Genomic DNA, 21737 nt, shown 5'->3' on the forward strand with positions numbered 1-21737 from the left:
CTTAGCGAGTGTATTGAAAAGGCCCGGAAATATGCCTTCTCAACCACATATTGTCAAATGATTTGTGCAAATAAACACCGCCCCCCGGTGGTGTGTCTGTTGGGAGGCGGTTAAACTGTCGGCCGATTCTACCAGCATTCTTTCCATTCTGACAGTTCCAGAGGCTTCGTCTTGAGTAAGAAATTGATCAAATCCGGCATGATAGTGTCCGCAATGACGCTGGCGTCCCGTGTGATGGGCTTGGTTCGCGATGTGGTCATCGCCAATCTGCTCGGCGCCGGGGTGGCCGCAGACGTCTTCTTCTTTGCCAACCGCATTCCCAACTTCCTGCGCCGGCTGTTCGCCGAAGGAGCCTTCAACCAGGCGTTTGTTCCCGTGATGACGGAGTACAAGAAGAAAGGCGACGAGCGCGAGGTGCGCGAATTGCTGGCCGCCGTGGCGGGTACGCTCGGTGGCATAGTCACCGTCGTTACCCTGCTCGGGGTGCTGGGCTCGGGCGTGCTGACGGCCCTGTTCGGTTGGGGCTGGTTCTGGGACTGGCTGCATGGCGGACCGGCGGCCGAGAAGTTCGAGCTGGCCAGCCTGATGCTCAAAATCACCTTCCCCTACCTCTGGTTCATCACCTTCACCGCCATGGCGGGGGCCATACTCAACACCTTTGGCCGCTTTGCCGTCTCCTCGTTTACGCCCGTGTTTCTCAACCTCACCATGATAGCGGCGGCCTGGTGGATAGCGCCCTTGATGGAGCGGCCAGAGATAGCCCTCGCCATCGGTGTCTTTCTCGGCGGTCTGGTGCAGTTCCTGTTCCAGTACCCCTTCCTGCGCCAGATCAACATGCTGGTGTGGCCCAAGTGGGGTTGGCATCATCCCGGGGTGATCAAGATCCGCACCCTGATGATCCCGGCGCTGTTTGGCGTCTCGGTCAGCCAGATCAACTTGCTGATCAACACCATGCTTGCCTCTTTCCTCGCCACCGGCGCCATCAGCTATCTCTATTACTCGGATCGCCTGCTGGAGTTTCCCCTCGGCCTGTTTGCGGTGGCCATCAGTACCGTGATCCTGCCTGCGCTGGCCAAGAAGCACGTGGATGAGGATCCGGCCGACTTCGCCCGCACTATGGACTGGGGGGTACGCATGGTGATGCTGCTCGGCCTGCCGGCCATGGTGGGCATAGCCGTGTTGCGCGAGCCCATACTGCGAGTGCTCTTCATGCGCGGCGAGTTCGGCATGCACGAGGTGAGCATGTCCAGTGCCAGCCTGCTGGCTTCTACCACGGGCCTGCTCTCCCTGATGCTGATCAAGGTGCTGGCGCCGGGCTACTACGCCCGCCAGGATACCAAGACCCCGGTGCGGATCGGGGTGATGTCCATGGTTGCCAACATGGTGTGCAACCTCATCTTCATCTTCCCGCTCGGCTATGTGGGGCTGGCGCTGTCGACCGCCTGCTCGGGCACCCTGAATGCGGCCTTGCTGTTCAAGGGCTTGTATCAGCAGTCGGTCTACCGTCCGTCCCGCCATACCGGGATCTTCTGCCTCAAGCTGCTGGTGGCGACCGTGCTGATGGGGGGGCTGCTTGGCTACCTGTCGCCGGATCTCGCGCAATGGGGCGCCTGGGGCATGGGCAAGGCCAGCATGCAGCTGACCATGTTGCTCTGTCTGGGCGGGGCCGTGTATGGCGTCATACTGCTGGCGCTGGGCATTCGGCCAAGACACCTGAGATCGGGTCAGTAGCCGCAGTGACACTGCCGCCATGGGCGGGTGAAACTTGCAAGGGGTGGCTCTGATGGCGCTCGGCATTCGGAATTTGACCAGGATGCCTGAAATCGGGCCATGAGGGCTGACCCTGCCTGCTGGCTGATATATAATCCGCCGATTTCCATGGCAGCAACGCACAAGGCACTGATGGAGCTTATTCGCGGTATTCACAATATCAAGCCCCGTCACCGGGGGTGTGTATTGACCATAGGCAACTTTGATGGGATCCATCAGGGTCACCATGCCGTGCTGGCACGCCTGCAGGAAAAAGCCGTCCAACTCGGCCTGCCCGCCTGCGTCATGCTGTTCGAACCCCAGCCCCTTGAGCTGTTTGCAGGTAGCGAAGCGCCTGCCCGCCTCAGTCGGCTGCGGGAGAAGTACGAGGCGCTCAGGGGCATGCAGCTCGATCGCATGCTCTGCGTGCGCTTCAACCATCGCTTCGCCGAACAGTCCGCCGCCACCTTCATCGAGCAGCTGCTGGTGAATAAGCTCGGCGTGCACTATCTGGTGGTCGGCGATGATTTTCGCTTCGGCAAGGGGCGGGAAGGGGACTTCCAGCTGCTGGAGGCGGCGGGGCAGCGCTTCGGTTTCGAGGTGATCAGCACCCAGAGCTTCCAGCTCGAACGCCAGCGGGTCAGCAGCACGCTGGTGCGCGAGGCCCTCAAAGCCGGCCGGATGGCGGAGGTGGAGCTGATGCTCGGCCGCCCTTATACCATCAGCGGCCGGGTGGCCCACGGTGACAAGCTGGGCCGCACCATAGGTTTTCCCACCGCCAATCTGGCGCTCAAACGCCAGGTGATCCCGGTCGGTGGCGTGTTCGCGGTGGAAGTGGTATGTTCCGGCAAGACCTTCCCCGGTGTCGCCAATGTGGGTGTACGGCCGACCTTGAGCGGTACACAAGCCAGATTGGAAGTACATCTATTTGATTTTTCTGGCGATCTATATGGTCAACAGGTCAAGGTGCTGCTTCGCCACAAGCTGCGCGAAGAGCAGAAGTTTGCCTCTTTCACCGCCTTGAAAGAGCAGATCGAACGAGATGCCCTGGCGGCCCGAGCCTGGTTCGGGCTGCCACCATTCAATTTACCCAGCACTCTTTTAGAAAAGAAGGGAACCCAGGACTGATGAGCGACTATAAACATACCCTGAATCTTCCGGAAACCGAGTTTCCGATGCGTGGCGATCTGGCCAAGCGCGAACCCAACATGCTGAAACGTTGGTACGATCAGGATCTTTACGGCGCCATTCGCCGCGCCAAAGCGGGCAAGCCCTCCTTCATTCTGCATGATGGCCCTCCCTACGCGAACGGCAGCATTCACATCGGTCACTCGGTCAACAAGATCCTGAAAGATGTCATCATCAAGTCCAAGGGCCTCTCCGGCTTCGATTCTCCCTATGTGCCCGGCTGGGATTGCCACGGTCTGCCCATAGAGCTGAAAGTGGAAGGCATGGTCGGCAAGCCGGGCGAGAAGGTTTCCGCCGCAGAGTTCCGCGCCGAGTGCCGCAAATATGCCAAGACCCAGATCGAAGCGCAGAAGACCGACTTCATCCGTCTGGGCGTGCTGGGTGACTGGGAACATCCCTACCTGACCATGGATTTTGGCACCGAAGCCAACATCATCCGCTCCATGGCCAAGATCGTCGAAAACGGCCACCTGCACAAAGGTTCCAAGCCGGTGCACTGGTGTACCGACTGTGGCTCCGCCCTGGCTGAAGCCGAGGTTGAGTACTACGACAAGAACTCCCCCTCCATCGACGTGCGTTTCAAGGCCGTCGACGAGGCTGCCGTCGCCGCCAAGTTTGATTGCGCCGAAGGCCACACCGGCAAGGGCCCGCTCTCCGTTGTGATCTGGACCACCACCCCCTGGACCCTGCCGGCCAACCGTGGCGTCGCCATGCACGCCGATCTGGACTATGCCCTGGTGCAGGTGGATGGCGAGCATCCGGAGCGCCTGATCCTGGCAGCCGACCTGGTCAAGGACGTGATGGACCGCGCCGGCATCGAGCAGTTCCACAACCTGGGTTATGCCAAGGGTGCGGCGCTCGAGCTGCTGCGCTTCAACCACCCCTTCTACAGCTTCGATGTGCCTGTGGTGCTGGGTGATCACGTCACCCTGGATGCCGGTACCGGCGCCGTTCACACCGCCCCTGGCCACGGTCAGGAAGACTTTGTGGTCGGTCAGAAGTACGGTCTGGAAGTGGCCAACCCGGTTGGCAGCAACGGCGTTTACCTGCCGGATACCGAACTGTTTGCCGGCCAGCACGTGTTCAAGGCCAATGCGGCCGTGGTCGAGGTGCTGAACGAGCGTGGCGCCCTGCTGCACCACATGGTGTTCAACCACTCCTACCCGCACTGCTGGCGTCACAAGACCCCGATCATCTTCCGTGCCACCCCCCAGTGGTTCATCAGCATGGAACAGAAGGGCCTTCGGCAGCGCGCGCTGGAAGAGATCGAGCGCATCGAGAAAGACGGGATCACCCAGCACGGCCAGAGCGGCTGGGTACCGGCCTGGGGCAAGAACCGCATCCAGGCCATGGTCGAGAACCGTCCTGACTGGTGCATCTCCCGTCAGCGTACCTGGGGCGTGCCCATCTCCCTGTTCGTTCACAAGGAGACTCAGCAACTGCACCCGGAATCCGTGCGCCTGATGCATGAAGTGGCCAAGCGGGTCGAGCAGGCCGGCATCCAGGCCTGGTGGGATCTGGACAAGGCCGAGCTGCTGGGCAGCGACGCCGACATGTACGACAAGGTGCCCGACACCCTGGACGTCTGGTTTGACTCAGGCTCGACTCACTCCTCAGTGGTCGATGCCCGTCCCGAGTTCAACGGTCACTCCGCCGACCTCTATCTGGAAGGTTCCGACCAGCACCGTGGCTGGTTCATGTCCTCCCTGATGATCGGCGTGGCCATGAAAGACAAGGCGCCCTACAACCAGGTGCTGACTCACGGTTTCACCGTGGATGGTCAGGGTCGCAAGATGTCCAAGTCCATCGGCAACGTGGTCAGCCCGCAGGACGTGATGAACAAGCTGGGTGCCGACATCCTGCGTCTGTGGGTCGCCAGTACCGATTACACCGGCGAGATGACGGTCTCCGACGAGATCCTCAAGCGCTCTGCCGATGCCTATCGCCGCATCCGCAACACAGCCCGTTTCCTGCTGGCCAACCTGAACGGCTTCAATCCGGCAACCGACATGGTGGCTCCGGCTGACATGGTGGTGGTGGATCGCTGGGCCGTGGGTCGTGCCAAGGCGGTACAGGCCGAGATAGTGGCGGCATTCGACGAGTACAATTTCCACGGCGTGACCCAGAAGCTGATGCAGTTCTGCTCCATCGAGATGGGCTCCTTCTATCTGGACGTCATCAAGGACCGTCAGTACACCGCCAAGGCAGACAGCCTGGCTCGTCGCTCCTGCCAGACCGCCCTGTATCACATCGTGGAAGCCATGGTGCGCTGGATGGCGCCTATCATGAGCTTCACCGCCGATGAAATCTGGGCCCTGCTGCCGGGTGAGCGCAGCGAATTCGTGTTCACCGAGGAGTGGTATGACGGCCTGTTCGGGCTGGATGCCGGCGAGCAGATGGGCGATGCCTTCTGGGCCGAGATCCTGACCGTGCGCGGTGAAGTGAACAAGGCGCTGGAAGCGGCCCGTGGCGAGAAGCGCATCGGCGGCTCCCTGCAGGCCGAACTGACCCTGTTCGCCAAGCCTGCGCTGGCCGAGCGCCTGAATGCCCTGGCCGATGAGCTGCGCTTCGTGCTGCTCACCTCCAAGGCCAAGGTCGTGATCGCTGACAGTGCACCGGAAGGTTCCGTTGCGACCGAGCGCGATGACCTCTGGCTGAGCGTGGCCCAGTCCGCCGCCGCCAAGTGCGACCGCTGCTGGCACCATGTGGAAGACGTGGGCACCATAGCCGGTCACGAAGAGATCTGTGGCCGCTGCGTCACCAACGTCGAGGGTGACGGCGAAACACGTCAATTTGCCTGATGAACATGACTCATAACAAGAGCGGCCTGCGTTGGCTGTGGCTGGCGGTGCTGGCATTCGTACTGGACCAGGCGAGCAAGCTCGCCGTGGTCAAGCTGCTGCCGTTTGGCTATCCGGGGGTGGAGATCACCCCCTTCTTCAATCTGGTGCACGTCTACAACAAGGGCGCGGCGTTCAGCTTCCTGGCCGATCAGGGGGGCTGGCAGCGCTGGTTCTTCGCCGTGCTGGCGTTTGCCATCTGCGGGCTGCTGATCCACTGGCTGCGCAAGCAGTCGGTTACCCAGCGCTGGAGCGGCATCGCCTACTCCCTGATCATAGGCGGGGCCCTTGGCAACGTGTTTGATCGGCTGGTGCTTGGCCACGTGGTCGACTTCCTCGACTTCTACTGGCAGCGCTCCCATTGGCCGGCGTTCAACCTGGCGGACAGCTTCATCTTCATCGGCGCCGCCATGATAGTGCTGGAAGGCTTCCGTTCCGAGAAGAAGAGGGAGGTGGCATGAGTCAGCCTATCGCCGCCGAAATTACGGCCAACAGCAGCGTGCTGTTTCACTTCGCCATCAAGCTGGAAGACGGCTCGGTTGCGGACAGCACTGCGCTGCACGGCAAACCGGCCCGCCTGCGGATGGGCGATGGCAGCCTGACCAACACCTTCGAGCAGTGCCTGCTGGGTCTGCAACAGGGTGACGCCAAGAGCTTCACGTTGGCGCCGGAGCAGGCGTTCGGCCTCGCCAATCCCGACAACATCTACCATCTGGATCGAGCCAAGTTCGGCGCCGAGGTGGAGCCCAAGGTCGGCACCATCATACTGTTCGACCAGCCCAATGGCAGCGAGCTGCCCGGCATCATTCGGGCGGTGGAAGGCATGTCGGTGACGGTCGATTTCAACCACCCCCTGGCCGGTCATACCGTCACCTTCGAGGTGGAGATCCTGGGCGTTGATGACGAGGAGAAGGTGACCTGATGGATATTCTGCTCGCGAATCCTCGCGGTTTCTGCGCCGGCGTCGATCGTGCCATCAGCATTGTCGAGAGTGCGCTGGAGAAGTTCGGTGCTCCCATCTATGTCCGTCACGAAGTGGTGCACAACCGCTATGTGGTGAACAAGCTGAAAGAGGCGGGCGCCGTGTTCGTCGAGGAGCTGGACGAGGTGCCGGACGACAGTATCGTCATCTTCTCCGCCCACGGCGTGGCCAAGACGGTGCGCGAGATGGCCAAATCCCGCGCCCTCAAGGTGTTTGATGCCACCTGCCCGCTGGTGACCAAGGTACACATGGAAGTCCATCGCGCCAGTCGCAAGGGCTCCGAAGCCGTGCTCATCGGTCACGCGGGTCACCCCGAGGTGATCGGCACCATGGGCCAGTACGAGAACCGCGAAGGCGGCATGTATCTGGTGGAGACGCCGGACGATGTGGCCAAACTCCAGGTGAAGAATCCGGATGATCTCTGCTTCGTCACCCAGACTACCCTGAGTGTGGATGAGACCTCGGATGTGATCGACGCCCTGCGCAAGCAGTTCCCCAAGATCCAGGGGCCGCGCAAGGACGATATCTGTTACGCCACCCAGAACCGTCAGGATGCGGTGCGGGAGATGGCAGGGCTGGTAGACGCCATGCTGGTGGTCGGGTCACGCAACTCTTCCAACTCCAACCGTCTGCGCGAGCTGGCCGAGAAGGTGGGGGCTCGCGCCTACCTGATCGACGATGCCTCCATGATCGAAACCGGCTGGCTGGAGGGGGTCGAGCGCATCGGGGTGACGGCCGGCGCCTCGGCACCGGACGTGCTGGTGCAGAACGTCATCGCCCGTCTGCGCGAGCTGGGCGGCAATATGGTCGTCGAGCACCCTGGTCGCGAAGAGAACGTGGTGTTTGAAGTGCCGCCCGAGCTGCGGATCCTCTGATCCGTATCCTGTTGGTCGGGATGAGATGATGGATCCCCGAGCCACCTCCTGCGAGGTGGCTTTTTTATGCACGATTCTTATGAATCTTGTTTAGCCGGATGCCGCAGGAACCCAGCGAAAATTGATGATGTATGTCCAAGATTTGAGTAGATTGAATTGCAAGCGAAGAGCCGCAGTCTAGACTGCTGATGATCTTCTCATCTGGCTTGATGGCGCATGGATATGCAGGCAAGCCCCCAACGAAATCAGAGCGAAACAGGATGTTTTTGCGTTCAGGTTTTAGCCTTATCGAGCTGATGGTCACCATAGCGATCGTGTCGATCCTGCTGACCCTGGGAGTCCCCTCCTTTAGCGCGGTATTGCGCAACATCACGCTGACCACCCAGGCCAACAATTTCGTGGCCGCCATCAACCTTGCCCGCTCCGAAGCCATTCGCCGCAATACGGCGGTGACCCTCTCCGCCACAGCCAGCAACCTTACCCAGCATCACTGGGAGTCGGGCTGGCAGATCTGGGTCGACAGCAACGGCAATGGCACCCTGGATAACGGTGAGCTGCTGCGCCTCTTCCCCGACATGGGGTCAGGCACTCTGGTCAGCAACACCTCGCTCTTGCGTTTCAGTGGCAACGGCTTTCTCGATGGCCGCCAGCAGGTGACGCTGGTGTTTTCCCTGCAACCACCAGACTGTGCCGCCGAGCCGGCACGGGACATCATGATCACCCCCGCCGGCCGTCCCTCCATCCAGGAGACCAGCTGCATATGAAGCGTCAACAAGGGCTGTCACTGCTCGAAATCCTGATCTCCGTGCTGGTGCTGTCGATCGGCATCCTCGGCATGGCGACCCTGCAGCTGCAGGCGCTCAAGAGCAACCAGTCGGCGCTGACCCGTACCGAGGCAACCCAGTACGCCTACATGATCACCGACATGATGCGGGCCAATCGCAGCGCGGCCCTGCTCGGCCAGTACAACGTGGGGCTGGGGGAGGCCGTCTCCGGCAGTTCGATGGCCATGTTGGATCTGCAGTACTGGAAACAGGCGCTGACCGGTCTGCCGAGCGGCGATGGCGCCATTGTGATCAGCGCGGGGCAGGCCACCATCACCATTCAATGGGATGCCAGCCGGCTGCCGACCGAGCCTTCGTTGCGCAGCATGACGCTGAGGACGGATCTGTGAGCGGGCGCCCGTCACTGCGACGGCAGGCCGGGGTCGGTCTGGTGGAGGTCATGATAGCCCTGGTGCTGTCTCTGCTGACGGTGGGCATCATCATTCAGGTTTTTCTCGGCAACCATAAGACCTATCTGACCGGCGAGGCCATAGCCCGGGTGCAGGAAGACAGCCGATTTGCCGTCAACCTGCTGCAAAAAGAGCTGCGAATGGTGGGTTATCAGGGGTGTCTGAGCAAGCAGGGGGTCAACATTACCAATACCCTCACCGGCGGGACTGCACTGCCCTACAACTTCACCGTCTATCTGCGCGGCTATGACAACGTCACCGCCACTTTGCCCGCCGCCTTGTCGGCCCTGTTCACGGCGGGCGAGCCCAAGCCCAGGCCGGGTAGCGATGTCTTGTTGATCCAGGGGCCGACCGGGGCCGGGGTGCCGGTGACGCGCAACAACAGCGCAGCCCAGCTGTTCGTGCAGCAGATCTCCAGCAAGGCGAACTACTGCGGCACCGGCAAGCAGGGTTACAGCGACCTGTGCGAAGGAGACATAGTCATGGTCTCCGATTGCCAGAAGGCCCGGATCTTCCAGATCACCCAGACCCAGGTGGTGGGAGCGGGGACCGAGGTCAACATAGGTCACTCCAATGACAACAAATACACCCCTGGCAATGCTGTCAGCTCCTGGGGCGGGGCCAGCAGCCCGGTCGAGGAGCGCTTTGGTGCCGGTTCGATACTGAGCCGGATGGAGACCCGGATCTACTACATTGCCCGGGCCTCGGCCAGCGCCCCCTACACCCTCTATCGCAAGAGCGGTCTCACCGCCGGCATGCCGCTGGTCGAGGGGGTGACCGACATCCAGCTGACCTTCGGCGAGGATCAGAACCGGGATCGGGCGGCGGATCGTTACGTGAGCGCCGCCAGCAATCCGAACTGGGACAACGTGCTGGGGATTGGTGTCCAGCTCTTGATGCGCAGCGCTCAGGGCAATCTGGTCTCCGCGCCCCAGGCCTTGAGCTTTGCGGGCTCGACCTTCCAGGCTGGCGACAATCACTGGTACTGGGTGGCCGAGACCACGGTCGCCTTGCGCAACCGGCTGCCATGAGGATGGAATCCATGATGCCTCGACAACAGGGAATGGCACTGGTGATCAGCCTGATTTTTCTGGCCATGGTGAGCCTGCTGGCGATGGCCAGCATGCAGGGCGCACTGCTGCAGGAGAAGATGGCGGGCAACCAGAAGGAGTCACAGCAGGCGTTGCAGGCGGCGGAGGCCGGTTTGCGTGCCGCCGAGCGCTATCTGGAAGCCGGTAATTCAGGCCCCTATGACAACAGCGCCGGTTTGTACGAGTTCGTCAGCGTGGCGGTGGATCCCGCGTCTCTCTCCACGGCCTGGCGTACCTATGCCAACAGCGGTCTGGCGGGGCGCGCGCCCGAGTACTTCATCGAGCGACTGCCCTACACCCAGGCTGGCAACGAGAGTCTGGCGGTCGACGAACCCATAGGCGAGCGTCGGCTCTATCGCATCACGGCAAGGGGATTCGGTCTCTCGGATGAGAGCCGGGTGCTGTTGCAATCGACCTACAGCCGCTAGGAGGGCAACCCATGCGCACATCTGGCTACGGACTCTCGGCCCTGCTGCTCTGCTCGTCGGTGCAGGCCGCGCTCGATATTGCCCAGGTTCCCCTCTATCTCGGTACCCGGGCCGAGCCCAACATCATGTTCAGCCTCGATGATTCCGGCTCCATGCACTTCGAGCTGATGCCGGAGGGGCTGATCGAGAACAGCGCCCGCTACGTCTATCCCCGCGTCGACAACGTGTATGGCAGCGAGGACTATGACAACCGGACCGTCACCTTCACCAGCAACAACGACCGCAACGCCTATACCCGCTCAAGCAACAACAACAAGCTCTACTACAACCCGCTGCAGAGCTACCGTCCCTGGGCCAAGGCGGATGGCACCCTGATGGCGAACGCCAGCATCAGCTGTGCGCCGCACAATCCGTTCAATACGGCCGCCGGTTGCCGTGACCTGACCAAGAACAACCGGTCTAGATCGCTGCGTTACTACACCGGATTCTCCTCCAGCGACTACAACGATGACGAGACGTTCTGGCCCGCCGTCTACTTTGCCTACAAGGGCAGTGGCGATGTGAAGAAGGTGGGCAGCTACACCCGGGTCGAGATCAAGTCGGGCAGCACCTATGGCGGACGCCCCAACCGCAGCGACTGCAAGAGCGCGCCCGTCTGTACCTATGACGAGGAGATCCAGAACTTCGCCAACTGGTATACCTACTATCGCTCCAGGATCCTGGCGGCCAGGGCCGGGGTTGGGCGGGCCTTTGCCAGTCAGGGGCAAGCCATCCGGGTCGGCTTTGCCACCATCAACGCCAGTGGCAGCGTGATCCGTGGCGTGGCCCCCTTCTCCGGCACCGATCGCAGCGCATTTTTCAGTGACCTCTACAGTCGCGACATTCTGGCGTCCGGCACACCGCTGCGCACCAGTCTGAAGGATGTGGGGGAGTACTTCTCCCGCACGGACAACAATGGCCCCTGGGCCGCCAGTGCGGGCAGTACTCTGCCGCACCTCACCTGCCGTCAGAGTTACAACATACTGATGACGGACGGCTACTGGAACGGAGACACCCCTTCGGTGGGGGATCAGGACAAGGACGGCTACAGCAATACCCTGGCCGATGTGGCCTACCTGTATTGGAAGACGGATCTGCGTACCGATCTGGCCAACAAGGTGCCGACCAGCACGGCAGATCCCGCCAACTGGCAGCATCTGGTCAATTTCACCGTCGGGCTGGGGGTGAATGGCTCGCTCAATCCGGCCAACGGCATCCCGAGCAGCTGGCCCAATCCCCATGATCCGGATGACGAGGAGTACAAGAACCCGACCTACATTCCGGAGTACAAGATCGATGATCTCTGGCATGCGGCACTCAACAGCAAGGGCAGCTTCTTCAGTGCGGCCGACCCCGACACCTTTGCCGCGGCCCTGAGCAGCACCCTGGCCCAGATCGCGGCCCGCAACAGCTCAGCCAGTTCGGTGACCGCCAACGCGACCCGGCTGGACAGCAATACCCACATCTATCAGGCCCGTTACAACAGCGGGGACTGGTCGGGACAACTGGTTTCCATTCCGCTCAACAGCGATGGCTCATTGGGCTCCATGGCCTGGGATGCGGCGACCCTGATCCCGGCGCATTCGGCCCGCACTATTTTCACCCGGCAAAACGGGGTCGGTATCCCTTTTACCTGGACCGATCTCAATGCCACCAACCGCGCCTTGTTCAACATCGCTGGCGACAACCAGGGGGAGAACCGGGTCGCCTATCTGCGCGGTGATCGCAGCCGTGAACAGAGCAATGGCGGCCTGTTTCGCAGTCGCAGCGATCTGCTGGGGGACATCATCAACTCGGATCCCGTCTATGTCGGTGTCAGGGACTACGGCTATGCCAGCGCCACCGGGCTGAGCCAGACGGAACGGGACAGCTACCAGACGTTCCTCGGCTCGACGGCGATCAGTCGCCGTACACCCATGCTCTATGTGGGAGCAAATGACGGCATGCTGCACGGTTTCAGGGTCGCCAACGGGGTGGAGACCCTGGCCTATATTCCTGCCAGCCTGCTGGGAGATCTGAGCCTGTTGACCAAGCCGGATTACAGTCATCGTTACTATGTCGATGGTACTGCCAAGGTGGGCGATGCCTATCTTGGCAGCAGCTGGAAGACGGTGCTGCTGGGGTCGACGGGGGCCGGTGGCAAGGCGGTATTCGCCATCGATGTGACGGCACCGGACAATTTCAGCGCCGACAAGATGCTCTGGGAATTCACCAATGCCGAGATGGGAGTGGCACTGGCTGCACCGACCCTGGTTCGGGTCAAGTCCGGCAGCAAGTGGGTGGCGTTGGTGGCCAATGGTTACAACAGTACCAGCCAGACGGCGCGCCTGTTCGTGCTGGATCTGGCGACCGGCGCCGTGATCAAGGAGATAGATACCCAGGTGGGCTCGGCCAGCGAACCGAACGGTCTCTCATCGCCCTTGCCGGTGGATGAGGATGGCGATCGGGTGGCTGATTATGTCTATGCCGGCGATCTGCAGGGCAACCTGTGGAAGTTCGATCTGACCGACAACAACAGCGCCCAGTGGGGCAGCGCCTTCAAGACCGGCAACAAGCCAAAGCCGCTGTTCCAGGCCTGCAATGGCACCTGCTCTGCCAGCACGCGCCAACCCATCACCATGCGGCCACTGGCGATCCGCCATCCCAAGGGGGGCATCATGGTGCTGATGGGGACGGGGAGCTATTTCACCAACGATGACAAGCTGTTGCCTGCAACTCCGAGGCTGGAGGCCGTCTATGGCATCTGGGACACGGGGGCCGAGGTGAGCAGCAGCCAGTTGCTGCAACAGAGCATCACCCACGAGTATTCGGCCAATGGCACCAGCATCAAGTTCAACGTGCGGGTGGTGTCCAGCAAGGCAGTCAACTACACCAGCCAGAAGGGCTGGTACCTGGTCTTGAAGTCACCCGGGCTGAGCAAAGGAGTGGGGGAGCGCGCCGTCTCCGAGATGCTGTTTCGGAACAAGCGGCTGATCTTCAACACCCTGATCCCCTCGGCAGATGCGTGTGACTTTGGCGGCCGTTCCTGGTTGATGGAGCTGGATCCCGTGTCGGGGGCCCGTTTGACCTACTCGGTGTTTGACGTCAATGGTGACGGTGCCGTCAACGATGATGACTATGTGGGGATCAAGGATGATGCCGGCAATGACGTCAAGGTGCCGGTCAGTGGCAAGCAATTTGACGAACTCACCACGACCCCAAGCGTGGTGGAGGATGCAGACATGGAGCGTAAATACATCAGCGGATCCAGTGGCAACATCTCGGTCACGCTGGAAGAGGGGGCGGGCGATCTGGGTGGTCGTCAATCCTGGTTGCAACTGGACTAGAGGCTGGCATGGATCGTGGATTTTCCCTGATGGAGTTGATGATTGCGGTGGCCGTGATGGCCATCCTGACCGTGATTGCCTACCCCAGTTACAACAACTACATCGCCTCGGCCAAGCGGGCCGAAGCCAAGGCGACCTTGCTAGAGGCCGCGCAATATCTGGAGCGGCAGTTTACCGCCGAGGGTAATTATGATGGCGGGAATCTGGCCTCTGCCGGACTGGCGACCCTGCCAAAGGAGGGGGGGGAGGCTTATTACAACCTGGCGCTCAATGCCAGCGGGGGCCGTTATACCCTGACGGCGATTCCAACCGGGGCCATGGATGGTGACCCCTGCGGCCTGCTGACCCTGGATCAGGGCGGGCAGCAAGGGGTGTCAGGCGCCACCATGACGGCGGCGGAGTGCTGGTAGAACGTCGATACCGGTCGCCTGTTACCAGCAATCGGCTGGGGTTTTGGTGTCGGCCTTGTTGAGTGTCAGGGTATCGCAGGCAGTGCTGCCAGCCTTGTCTCCGGCCTGAGCCCCTTTGGTGGTGGCGATCAGGGTATAGGCGGTCGCGGTCGCCCCTGAAATGGTGAAGGTGTAGTAATCGCTGGCAGGGTTGCCCACCTGGGAAGGGGTGGCGCTGTAGCTGGTGTTGGAGACCCGAAACTCTTCCTGCTTGAGCTGCATGCTGAGCAATCCCTTGAAGGCTTCAGCCCGGCGGGATTTGCGCAAACCATCGGTGAAGCTGGGGTAGGCGACAGAAGCAATGATGGCGACGATGGCGATCACGACCATCAACTCCAGCAGCGTGATTCCTGATTGTTTGATTCTCATGGGCGGCATGGTTCGTGAAACAGGTTGATACTATAGGATAGTACTGACAGTACGCTCTACTGGCATGAGCAAAAAGAAAGGAGTCTTGAGCTAATGGAATGCACAGAGGGCAGATCCGCCGGTTTTACCCTGATCGAACTGATGGTTGCTCTGGCCCTGGTCGCCCTGCTGTTGACCGTGGCCATCCCCAGCTATCAATCATTGCGCCAGGACCAGATGGTCAAGGCGGCGACTCTGGCCGTCTATACGGATGTTATGTTGCTCAAGTCCGAAGCACTCAAGCGCAATCGCAACTTGCAGATGATCCTGTTCAACAGTGGCACCAACAACTGGTGCTATCGTATCAGCATCGACGGGACCTGCGGCAGTTGCAGCGATACTTGCTCCAGTATCGAGGGTCGCAAGGGGGCCGATGCCAGCGAGTTCCCGGGCATTGTCCTGACGGCGACCTATACCGAATCATCGAGCCAGGTGCGCCCCATCACGTTTTCCCCCCGTCGCGGCACCCTGCCCAGCGGCAGCATCACGGTTGCCTCGTCCGTTGCCAGCATGAAGGTGGTGACCAGCAACCTCGGGCGGGTACGTACCTGTGCCGTCAGCAACCTGGTCGGGGAGGTGACATGCGATTGAGGGCTCATGGCTTCAACCTGGTCGAACTGATGGTCGCCATGGTGGCCGGGTTGCTGCTGGTCGCGGCTGTCACCTCGCTGTTCGCCACCATCCTCAAGGCCAATCATACCGCCATGCAGACCAGTCGCCTGAATCAGGAGATCCAGCTGCTGACGGACATGATAGCGCGCGATATCCAGCGAACCGGGTATGACACCAATGCGACTCAATTTCTTGCCGCAGCATCCGGCAGCCGCTCCAGTTTCTATTTTGATACGGCAACGGATCTGATGAATGAAACGGCGACGGGCTCCGGCCTCTATACCTGCATCAGGGTGCGCTATGACAATGATGAGAACGGTGTACTGAACACGGACGACACCCTGGTCTACAGCTACAGCAGTGCTGACAAGGGGATCAAGCAGGGGACTGGCGCGACGACATGTGGTAACGGCAGCCTTGTTTCTACCGATGACACCATAGAGATAACCGCCATGACCCTCAGGTTGCTGCCGAGCAGCCAGGTCAGCGGGGCGCGGGCACTGCAGCTGATGATGAGCGGTCGCTTCAAGTCTGCGCCCGCACTGACCCTGAATCTGCAGCGGGACATCAAACTGCGTAATGATGGGTACTGATATGAGCCGACAGTCGGGTTTTACCACCTTCACCATCACGTTGCTGCTGGTGCTGATCTTGTTGGGTATCTCACTGTTGGTCGGCAAGATGCTGGTGGCCGATCGACGCGTGACCCTCAATGAGGTGCTCTATCGTCAAGCCATGGCGATGGCAGAGCAGGGCATGGCGGATGGATTGGGACGGCTGACGCTGGATCCGGGTTGGCGTACCAGTTCGGCAACGACCACGCTGACCACGGGCAGTTACACACTCTCGTCAGTGGATGACACGGCCATTACCGTGGGGTCCGTGGTGGTGACTCCGATCCAGGTACGCTCCCAGGCGACGCTGAGCAATGATCAGGCACAGGCAGCAGTAGAGACCAAGGTGGTTCGTTTCAGCGTGTTGGCGGGATCGCCAGCGGCCCCCTTGACAGTGGCCGGCGGCATGGCGGTGGGGGGAAACTTCACCATAGTGGCCAATCCCAATGGCGGTGGGCTGGGTGTGCCCCTGTCGGTCTGGACCAGTGGCAACGTCGACCTCATTACGGGCACGGGGCAAACCTGTCATCAGGGGGATTACAGCGGCGGTTGCTCGGCCAATATCAGCCAGAAAGGGGACAAGCAGTCGGATATCAAGGACAACGATACCGCCTTTCCGACCGATCTGGTCTGGTATCTGTTCAATGAAAAGGATGATGCTGCCGGTTGGACCAATCTGGAGGCCAGAGCCACACTGCGACTGACCGATTGCAGCTCCCTCGGCCCCACCTCGACCGGGCTCATCATAGTGGATGGCGACTGCAAGCCTTCTGCCAACGTCGGTTCAGAGGCCGCCCCCGTGATCCTGATAGTGCGCAACGGCAATTTGGCGGTGAATGGCAACACTGTGCTGTACGGTCTGGTCTTTGCCTACTCGTCCAATCCGGCTGCGGCCGGCACGGATGTGAAGCTGACCGGCGGGGCCATAGTGCATGGCGCCATGGTATCCAATTATCAGCTGGGAAATGCCAACGGCACCTACGATGCAAAGTTCGATGCCAATGTATTGAGTAACATCTCGAATGGCGCCGCTTTTCAGGTCGTCAATCAGGTGCCCGGCAGTTGGCGGGACTGGTAGAGGAAGATGAGGATGAATAGGCAAAAAGGATTTGGCCTGCTTGAGATTTTGATCACGCTGGTCGTGCTGGGGGTTGGGGTTGTCGGCCTGGTCGCCATGTCAAAGTCGGCGCTGACTGTCTCGCAGGATGGCCGTCGCTATGAGACGGCGATGCGCCTGGCTGAGTCAAAACTCGATGAGTTCCGCAACTTCAATGGCGTGATGACGGCAACGGCGCCGCTCACGGCCTACAACCAGATCACCTCGGCCAGCGCCGCCGTTACCCTGTCGGGGGAACCCTATTCTCTGGCCTGGACCGTGACCAATCAGTATCTGAATGGCTCAACCTGGCAAGGCACGGCGCCAGCCGGCTATCGCCTCAGCTATCCGGGGAGAAAGGCGGTGGCAGTCAATGTCGGCTGGTCGGATAGCGAAGGGCAATCCCATACGCTGCAGCTTGTCGGGAATGTATCGCCGATAGAGTCCTTGAGCACAGATCAGCTGAATGGGGGCTTGAACACCGCAAGGCAGGGACCCAAGGTCAACTATACGCCTGGGGTTGCCCCGGATGTCATCTCGGTTGAGCTGGGCGATGGCAACAAGCAGGAGACCAGCAAGCCTCTGCCCACAGTCACGTCCAAAGACGGTCAGGTCGGCAAGTTGGTACAGTTTGAAACCGTGACTTACAAGCCTGAGGCCGGAGGCAACACCCAGCAGGTGTTGCAGGACATGGCCTCAGTCTCCTGCTCATGCAGTTATGGCTCCAGCCTGACCGCCTATTTGCCGGGGCAGGTCTACAGTTCGGCGAGCAAGCAACTTTACTGGAAAGCCGGTGCCATGCAGAGCAAGCCGACCGGGACGCTCGACAGCAGCGTCAATGGCCAGCCCACGCTGTGTACCAGTTGCTGCAAGGATCACTTCGATGGCAGTGGCTCCAGCTTTACTAACTTCTATGCTCCGCTCAACACCAGCCGGGTGCGTTACAACAGTGCCTTGAGCACTGTCACCAGTGGCAAATATGTGGACGCCTGTCGTTTTGTCCGGCTGGACGGTTTCTATCGCCCCTTGCCAGACTGGAACCTGGTCAAGGTAGTGGTGACCACGGCCGATTTTCTGGCCAAGCCAGCCAATCAGGCCAGCTATCAGAAATACATCAAGTACGTGGTCAAGACTTACATCGACTGGCAGAAGTCGACCCTGAACTGGACGCAAGGCGCCTCCGCCACGCTCCCGACGATCACCGACTTTTCGGCCTGGCTGGCCTCCAATGCAGAGACTGGGGGAGATACCACGACAGGCATCACAGTCAGTACCGGCACGGCGCAGCTCATCGCTCGCGGCATCTATGTGGACGTGCTCGACCCTGTCTATCTGGTTGGCATCGACACCAGCGCGACTGACTATCTGACCAAGGTACCGTTTCAGGATATCAACCTGACAATGCTGGCAGAGTGGACCATGGGACCACTGACCCTGTTGACCGGCAGCGCCACCGATTATGCGACCGTCACCAATGAAGCGGTGAAAACCGTGGTGGACCTCAATAACTACTATTTCGGCAGTTACAGTCGCGGCTACATGACGGCGAAAAAATCGACCAAAGACAGCGGCCAGATACTGCGGGACGTCATTATCCGGGTCGCCGCCTATCAGGGGAACTCGGGGATCACCGCCTCCCTGATCTCCCCGCAGGATCAATCATTGGCATTGAGCGCCGACATGCTGGTGAAAATTGATGCAAGCCAGCAGACGGTACCGACCATCAAAGTCGGTGGGCGGATCGAGTGTTTGACGCGGGGTAATGGTAAAAATGCCCCGCCAGAGGCCTGCAGCAAGAACACCTTCAACAACCTGAGCATCAGCACGCCAAACTCGGGGGCGACCTGCCGTATCGACAAACCGCAGGCGAACAACCAGCCCGCAGCCTATCTGTGCGAGGCCCCGGAAAATGCGACGCTGGCCATCAATCTTTCCTACACCAATCAGGGCAGCACAACCTACATGCTGCAGCCGCCCTCTTTCAGCGTGCAGATGACGCCACAGCCCAACAACCAGGTGTTGAGCGGGCCCTGTTCCCTACTGGTGGACAATGGCGTCACCAACGCTGCCAACCTGACTTGCACCCCTTGAGCCTTGGGCGCTGGCACAGCCAGCGCCTTTTCTTTATCATTCCCCATCATTTTCGATTTTAAGATGCATCGCCATGGCAAAAGCCCTCTCTCTGATGCTTGCCCAGTTGAATCTGACGGTAGGCGCCATCGAAGATAACTGTGACAAGGTGCTGGCTGCGGCCACCCAGGCCGAGCAGCAAGGTGCTGATCTGCTGGTGTGCTCCGAGCTGGCCCTGACCGGCTACCCGCCGGAAGATCTGCTGTTGCGTGCCGATCTGATGATCCGGGTCGACGCTGCTCTGGCTCGCATCGCGGCCTGGCAGGGCAAGTGTGCCATTCTGGTGGGTCACCCCTGGCGTGAGGGGGCTGCGCTCCATAATGCGGCCTCTCTCTATGAGCAGGGCAAGCTTATCGCCCGTTACTTCAAGCAGGATCTGCCCAACTACGGGGTATTTGACGAGAAGCGCTACTTCACCGCTGGCACGGATAGCTGCGTGGTGCCCTTCCGTGGTCATCAGCTGGGACTGCTCATCTGCGAAGATCTGTGGCAACCGGGCCCGGCGCTGGCCGCCAAGGCGGCGGGAGCTGAGCTGCTGCTCACCATCAACGCCTCGCCCTACGATCAGGAGAAACCCTGGATCCGCCATGAACTGATGACGACCCGCTGCCACCAGACAGGTTTGCCGCTGGTCTATCTCAATCAGGTGTGTGGCCAGGACGAGCTGATCTTCGACGGTTGTTCCAAGGTGTTCAATGGTCGGGGCGAGCTGACCCATAAATTGGCTCCGTTTGCCGAAGAGCTGGCGCTGGTGCGCTTTGCCGCCGGGCAGCCGCTGAAAGAACGTGAGCCTGCCGCGTCGCTCGACCCCTTGGCCGAGACCTATCAGGCACTGGTGCTGGCGGTGCGTGACTACATCACCAAGAACGGTTTCCAGGGGGCCGTGCTGGGTCTCTCCGGCGGCATCGATTCCGCCCTGACCCTGGCCATAGCGGCCGATGCCATAGGGGCGGATAAGGTGCAGGCTGTGATGATGCCGTTCCGCTACACAGCCCAGATGAGTGTGGAGGATGCCAAGGAGCAGGCCGAGCGGATGGGGGTCGAGTTCGACATTATCTCCATCGAGCCCATGTTCGAAGGTTTCATGACCCAGCTGGCGCCGCTGTTTGCCGGCACAGCCCGGGATACCACGGAAGAGAACCTGCAGGCTCGCTGCCGTGGCGTGCTCTTGATGGCGCTCTCCAACAAGCGTCGGCGCATAGTGCTGACCACGGGCAACAAGAGCGAGATGGCCGTGGGCTATGCCACCCTGTATGGTGACATGGCGGGCGGTTTCGACGTGCTCAAGGACGTGCCCAAGACGCTGGTCTTCAAATTGTGCGAATATCGCAACTCGGTCGATTACGTGATCCCGCAGCGGGTCATCGACCGTCCCCCCTCGGCAGAGCTTGCGCCAGACCAGGTGGATCAGGACAGCCTGCCCCCCTACGACATCCTGGATGCCATCCTCAAGCGCTACGTGGAAGAGGATGCCTCGGTCGCCGATCTGGTGGCAGAGGGATTCGAGGAGGCGGTGGTGCGCAAGGTGATCCGGCTGGTGGATCTCAACGAATACAAGCGCCGTCAGGCCGCCGTCGGGCCCCGTATCACGGCCCGCAACTTTGGTAAGGATCGCCGTTACCCCATCACATCCGGGTTTGGCAAACAGAACTGGTAAGGAGTCACCATGAAGAAGATTGAAGCCATCATCAAACCGTTCAAGCTGGACGATGTGCGCGAGGCCCTGGCCGAGATCGGCATCAACGGCATGACGGTATCCGAAGTCAAAGGCTTCGGCCGCCAGAAAGGGCACACCGAGCTCTATCGCGGCGCCGAATACATGGTGGATTTCCTGCCGAAGGTAAAGGTGGAGCTGGTGGTGCAGGACGAGGATCTCGATGCCTGCCTGGAAGCCATCCAGAACACAGCCCGCACCGGCAAGATAGGTGACGGCAAGATTTTCGTCTGCGAGGTGGAACGGGTCATTCGCATTCGTACCGGCGAAGAGAACGAAGACGCGATTTGATGTGATGCATGTGCCTCGTAACGATCAAGAGAACGAAGATGCAACACGGTTGATGTCATGGATGCGCCTCGCTGCGGTGGCAGGCCTGCTGGCCGGCCTGACCGCCTGCAGTACCCGGCCGCCGGCCCAGCCGGAGAACCTGTGCCAGATCTTTCGGGAGAAACCCGAGTGGCACAAGGCGGCACTCAAGATGAACGAGAAGTGGGGGACGCCGATCCAGGTGGTGATGGCCATGATGTACCAGGAGTCCTCCTTCGTACACGATGCCCAGCCGCCGATGGGATACTTCCTCTTCATCCCGACCGGGCGGGCCAGCTCCGCTTATGGTTATGCCCAGGTGAAAGACGAAACCTGGGACGATTACCAGCGGGAAACTGGCAACGGCTGGAGCAGTCGCGACGACTTTGCCGACGCCATCGATTTCATGGGCTGGTACACTAACAAGGCCCAGCGGCTGAATGGCACCTCCAAGTGGGATGCCTATGGCCAGTATCTCAACTATCACGAAGGGTGGGGTGGCTACCGGCGTGGCAGCTACCGCAGCAAGGGGTGGTTGATGAAGACCTCCCGCAAGGTAGAGGCTCGCGCCCAGCGCTACGGCGCCCAGTATCGACAATGCAAGGATCAGCTCTCCAGCGGGGGCTGGTTCTGGTAACCAAATCAGGAGTCAG

At 60.6% G+C, this 21737-nt stretch carries 20 protein-coding genes; 19 read left to right on the forward strand and 1 reads right to left on the reverse strand.

Translation table 11 applies throughout. The features are described 5' to 3' along the window. Window positions 1-171 precede the first annotated feature (171 nt). The 12 genes from murJ to tppA all read left to right on the forward strand — a co-directional run bounded on the left by murJ (window position 172) and on the right by tppA (window position 14162). Window positions 172-1731 carry a murein biosynthesis integral membrane protein MurJ gene (gene murJ / locus AACQ95_RS15490; protein ID WP_241278968.1) on the forward strand — a complete coding sequence of 520 codons (1560 nt, stop codon included), beginning with the start codon at window positions 172-174 and terminating at the stop codon, window positions 1729-1731. Between the two features lie 171 nt (window positions 1732-1902). Continuing rightward, window positions 1903-2877, forward strand: a complete 975-nt coding sequence (gene ribF / locus AACQ95_RS15495; protein ID WP_241279020.1) for a bifunctional riboflavin kinase/FAD synthetase — start codon at window positions 1903-1905, stop codon at window positions 2875-2877. Further along, window positions 2877-5738, forward strand: coding sequence for an isoleucine--tRNA ligase (gene ileS, locus AACQ95_RS15500; protein ID WP_241278969.1), 2862 nt, complete (start codon window positions 2877-2879; stop codon window positions 5736-5738). The genes ribF and ileS overlap by 1 nt, the downstream gene beginning before the upstream one ends. After that, window positions 5738-6238 (forward strand): signal peptidase II, encoded by a 501-nt coding sequence (lspA, locus tag AACQ95_RS15505; RefSeq protein ID WP_043141560.1) that lies wholly within the window; start codon window positions 5738-5740, stop codon window positions 6236-6238. Before ileS ends, lspA begins: the two co-directional genes overlap by 1 nt. Before the next feature lie 8 nt (window positions 6239-6246). Then, window positions 6247-6699, forward strand: a complete 453-nt coding sequence (gene fkpB, locus AACQ95_RS15510) for an FKBP-type peptidyl-prolyl cis-trans isomerase (RefSeq protein ID WP_205619635.1) — start codon at window positions 6247-6249, stop codon at window positions 6697-6699. Then, window positions 6699-7634, forward strand: a complete 936-nt coding sequence (gene ispH, locus AACQ95_RS15515) for a 4-hydroxy-3-methylbut-2-enyl diphosphate reductase (protein ID WP_043557522.1) — start codon at window positions 6699-6701, stop codon at window positions 7632-7634. The genes fkpB and ispH overlap by 1 nt, the downstream gene beginning before the upstream one ends. Before the next feature lie 260 nt (window positions 7635-7894). Further along, on the forward strand, window positions 7895-8398 hold the full coding sequence (tppE, locus tag AACQ95_RS15520; RefSeq protein WP_241278970.1) for a type IVa pilus pseudopilin TppE: 504 nt from the start codon (window positions 7895-7897) through the stop codon (window positions 8396-8398). Further along, window positions 8395-8808, forward strand: a complete 414-nt coding sequence (gene pilV / locus AACQ95_RS15525; protein ID WP_043141549.1) for a type IV pilus modification protein PilV — start codon at window positions 8395-8397, stop codon at window positions 8806-8808. The genes tppE and pilV overlap by 4 nt, the downstream gene beginning before the upstream one ends. Further along, window positions 8805-9899 carry a PilW family protein gene (locus AACQ95_RS15530; RefSeq protein ID WP_241278971.1) on the forward strand — a complete coding sequence of 365 codons (1095 nt, stop codon included), beginning with the start codon at window positions 8805-8807 and terminating at the stop codon, window positions 9897-9899. The genes pilV and AACQ95_RS15530 overlap by 4 nt, the downstream gene beginning before the upstream one ends. 11 nt (window positions 9900-9910) lie before the next feature. Then, complete coding sequence (locus tag AACQ95_RS15535) at window positions 9911-10387, forward strand: pilus assembly PilX family protein (RefSeq protein WP_241278972.1); 477 nt, start codon at window positions 9911-9913, stop codon at window positions 10385-10387. An 11-nt stretch (window positions 10388-10398) separates the two neighbouring features. Next, window positions 10399-13752 (forward strand): pilus assembly protein, encoded by a 3354-nt coding sequence (locus tag AACQ95_RS15540; RefSeq protein WP_241278973.1) that lies wholly within the window; start codon window positions 10399-10401, stop codon window positions 13750-13752. 8 nt (window positions 13753-13760) lie between these two features. Further along, window positions 13761-14162: a type IVa pilus pseudopilin TppA gene (gene tppA, locus AACQ95_RS15545; protein WP_241278974.1), complete on the forward strand. Its 402-nt coding sequence runs from the start codon at window positions 13761-13763 to the stop codon at window positions 14160-14162. A 21-nt stretch (window positions 14163-14183) separates the two neighbouring features. Here the strand turns inward: tppA and AACQ95_RS15550 are convergent, their stop codons facing one another. Further along, the gene (locus AACQ95_RS15550) at window positions 14184-14570 is read right to left on the reverse strand and encodes a type IV pilin protein (RefSeq protein WP_241278975.1); all 387 of its coding nucleotides are present in this window, start codon (window positions 14568-14570) and stop codon (window positions 14184-14186) included. A 93-nt stretch (window positions 14571-14663) separates the two neighbouring features. On the opposite strand from AACQ95_RS15550, the gene AACQ95_RS15555 reads away from it, so the two are divergent. From AACQ95_RS15555 to AACQ95_RS15585, 7 genes are all read left to right on the forward strand, one after another. Beyond that, window positions 14664-15200 (forward strand): GspH/FimT family pseudopilin, encoded by a 537-nt coding sequence (locus tag AACQ95_RS15555; protein ID WP_103471598.1) that lies wholly within the window; start codon window positions 14664-14666, stop codon window positions 15198-15200. Next, window positions 15191-15814: a PilW family protein gene (locus AACQ95_RS15560; protein WP_084214198.1), complete on the forward strand. Its 624-nt coding sequence runs from the start codon at window positions 15191-15193 to the stop codon at window positions 15812-15814. Before AACQ95_RS15555 ends, AACQ95_RS15560 begins: the two co-directional genes overlap by 10 nt. Before the next feature lies 1 nt (window position 15815). After that, on the forward strand, window positions 15816-16913 hold the full coding sequence (locus AACQ95_RS15565) for a PilX N-terminal domain-containing pilus assembly protein (protein ID WP_241278976.1): 1098 nt from the start codon (window positions 15816-15818) through the stop codon (window positions 16911-16913). Window positions 16914-16925: 12 nt separating this feature from the next. Beyond that, entirely contained in the window at window positions 16926-19022 is a 2097-nt protein-coding gene (locus AACQ95_RS15570; RefSeq protein ID WP_241278977.1) for a type IV pilus modification PilV family protein, read from the forward strand. A gap of 73 nt (window positions 19023-19095) precedes the next feature. Continuing rightward, window positions 19096-20718, forward strand: coding sequence for an NAD+ synthase (locus AACQ95_RS15575; RefSeq protein WP_103471594.1), 1623 nt, complete (start codon window positions 19096-19098; stop codon window positions 20716-20718). Between the two features lie 9 nt (window positions 20719-20727). Beyond that, the gene (gene glnB / locus AACQ95_RS15580; protein WP_005308848.1) at window positions 20728-21066 is read left to right on the forward strand and encodes a nitrogen regulatory protein P-II; all 339 of its coding nucleotides are present in this window, start codon (window positions 20728-20730) and stop codon (window positions 21064-21066) included. A gap of 61 nt (window positions 21067-21127) precedes the next feature. Beyond that, window positions 21128-21721, forward strand: a complete 594-nt coding sequence (locus AACQ95_RS15585; RefSeq protein ID WP_276203889.1) for a transglycosylase SLT domain-containing protein — start codon at window positions 21128-21130, stop codon at window positions 21719-21721. Window positions 21722-21737: the final 16 nt, after the last annotated feature.

Origin of the sequence: Aeromonas sp. MR19, from assembly GCF_963899305.1 — a bacterium.
GTDB lineage: Bacteria > Pseudomonadota > Gammaproteobacteria > Enterobacterales > Aeromonadaceae > Aeromonas > Aeromonas bestiarum.

What these genes read in the sequence shown, in the direction of transcription:
- ispH (WP_043557522.1), top strand. Translation starts at nt 6,699, where the DNA reads ATGGATATTCTGCTCGCGAATCCTCGCGGTTTCTGCGCCGGCGTCGAT.
- ribF (WP_241279020.1), top strand. Translation starts at nt 1,903, where the DNA reads ATGGAGCTTATTCGCGGTATTCACAATATCAAGCCCCGTCACCGGGGG.
- AACQ95_RS15555 (WP_103471598.1), top strand. Translation starts at nt 14,664, where the DNA reads ATGGAATGCACAGAGGGCAGATCCGCCGGTTTTACCCTGATCGAACTG.
- AACQ95_RS15535 (WP_241278972.1), top strand. Translation starts at nt 9,911, where the DNA reads ATGATGCCTCGACAACAGGGAATGGCACTGGTGATCAGCCTGATTTTT.
- glnB (WP_005308848.1), top strand. Translation starts at nt 20,728, where the DNA reads ATGAAGAAGATTGAAGCCATCATCAAACCGTTCAAGCTGGACGATGTG.
- AACQ95_RS15565 (WP_241278976.1), top strand. Translation starts at nt 15,816, where the DNA reads ATGAGCCGACAGTCGGGTTTTACCACCTTCACCATCACGTTGCTGCTG.
- tppA (WP_241278974.1), top strand. Translation starts at nt 13,761, where the DNA reads ATGGATCGTGGATTTTCCCTGATGGAGTTGATGATTGCGGTGGCCGTG.
- tppE (WP_241278970.1), top strand. Translation starts at nt 7,895, where the DNA reads ATGTTTTTGCGTTCAGGTTTTAGCCTTATCGAGCTGATGGTCACCATA.
- AACQ95_RS15570 (WP_241278977.1), top strand. Translation starts at nt 16,926, where the DNA reads ATGAATAGGCAAAAAGGATTTGGCCTGCTTGAGATTTTGATCACGCTG.
- AACQ95_RS15575 (WP_103471594.1), top strand. Translation starts at nt 19,096, where the DNA reads ATGGCAAAAGCCCTCTCTCTGATGCTTGCCCAGTTGAATCTGACGGTA.
- AACQ95_RS15560 (WP_084214198.1), top strand. Translation starts at nt 15,191, where the DNA reads ATGCGATTGAGGGCTCATGGCTTCAACCTGGTCGAACTGATGGTCGCC.
- ileS (WP_241278969.1), top strand. Translation starts at nt 2,877, where the DNA reads ATGAGCGACTATAAACATACCCTGAATCTTCCGGAAACCGAGTTTCCG.
- pilV (WP_043141549.1), top strand. Translation starts at nt 8,395, where the DNA reads ATGAAGCGTCAACAAGGGCTGTCACTGCTCGAAATCCTGATCTCCGTG.
- lspA (WP_043141560.1), top strand. Translation starts at nt 5,738, where the DNA reads ATGAACATGACTCATAACAAGAGCGGCCTGCGTTGGCTGTGGCTGGCG.
- AACQ95_RS15540 (WP_241278973.1), top strand. Translation starts at nt 10,399, where the DNA reads ATGCGCACATCTGGCTACGGACTCTCGGCCCTGCTGCTCTGCTCGTCG.
- AACQ95_RS15550 (WP_241278975.1), bottom strand. Translation starts at nt 14,570, where the DNA reads ATGAGAATCAAACAATCAGGAATCACGCTGCTGGAGTTGATGGTCGTG.
- AACQ95_RS15585 (WP_276203889.1), top strand. Translation starts at nt 21,128, where the DNA reads ATGCGCCTCGCTGCGGTGGCAGGCCTGCTGGCCGGCCTGACCGCCTGC.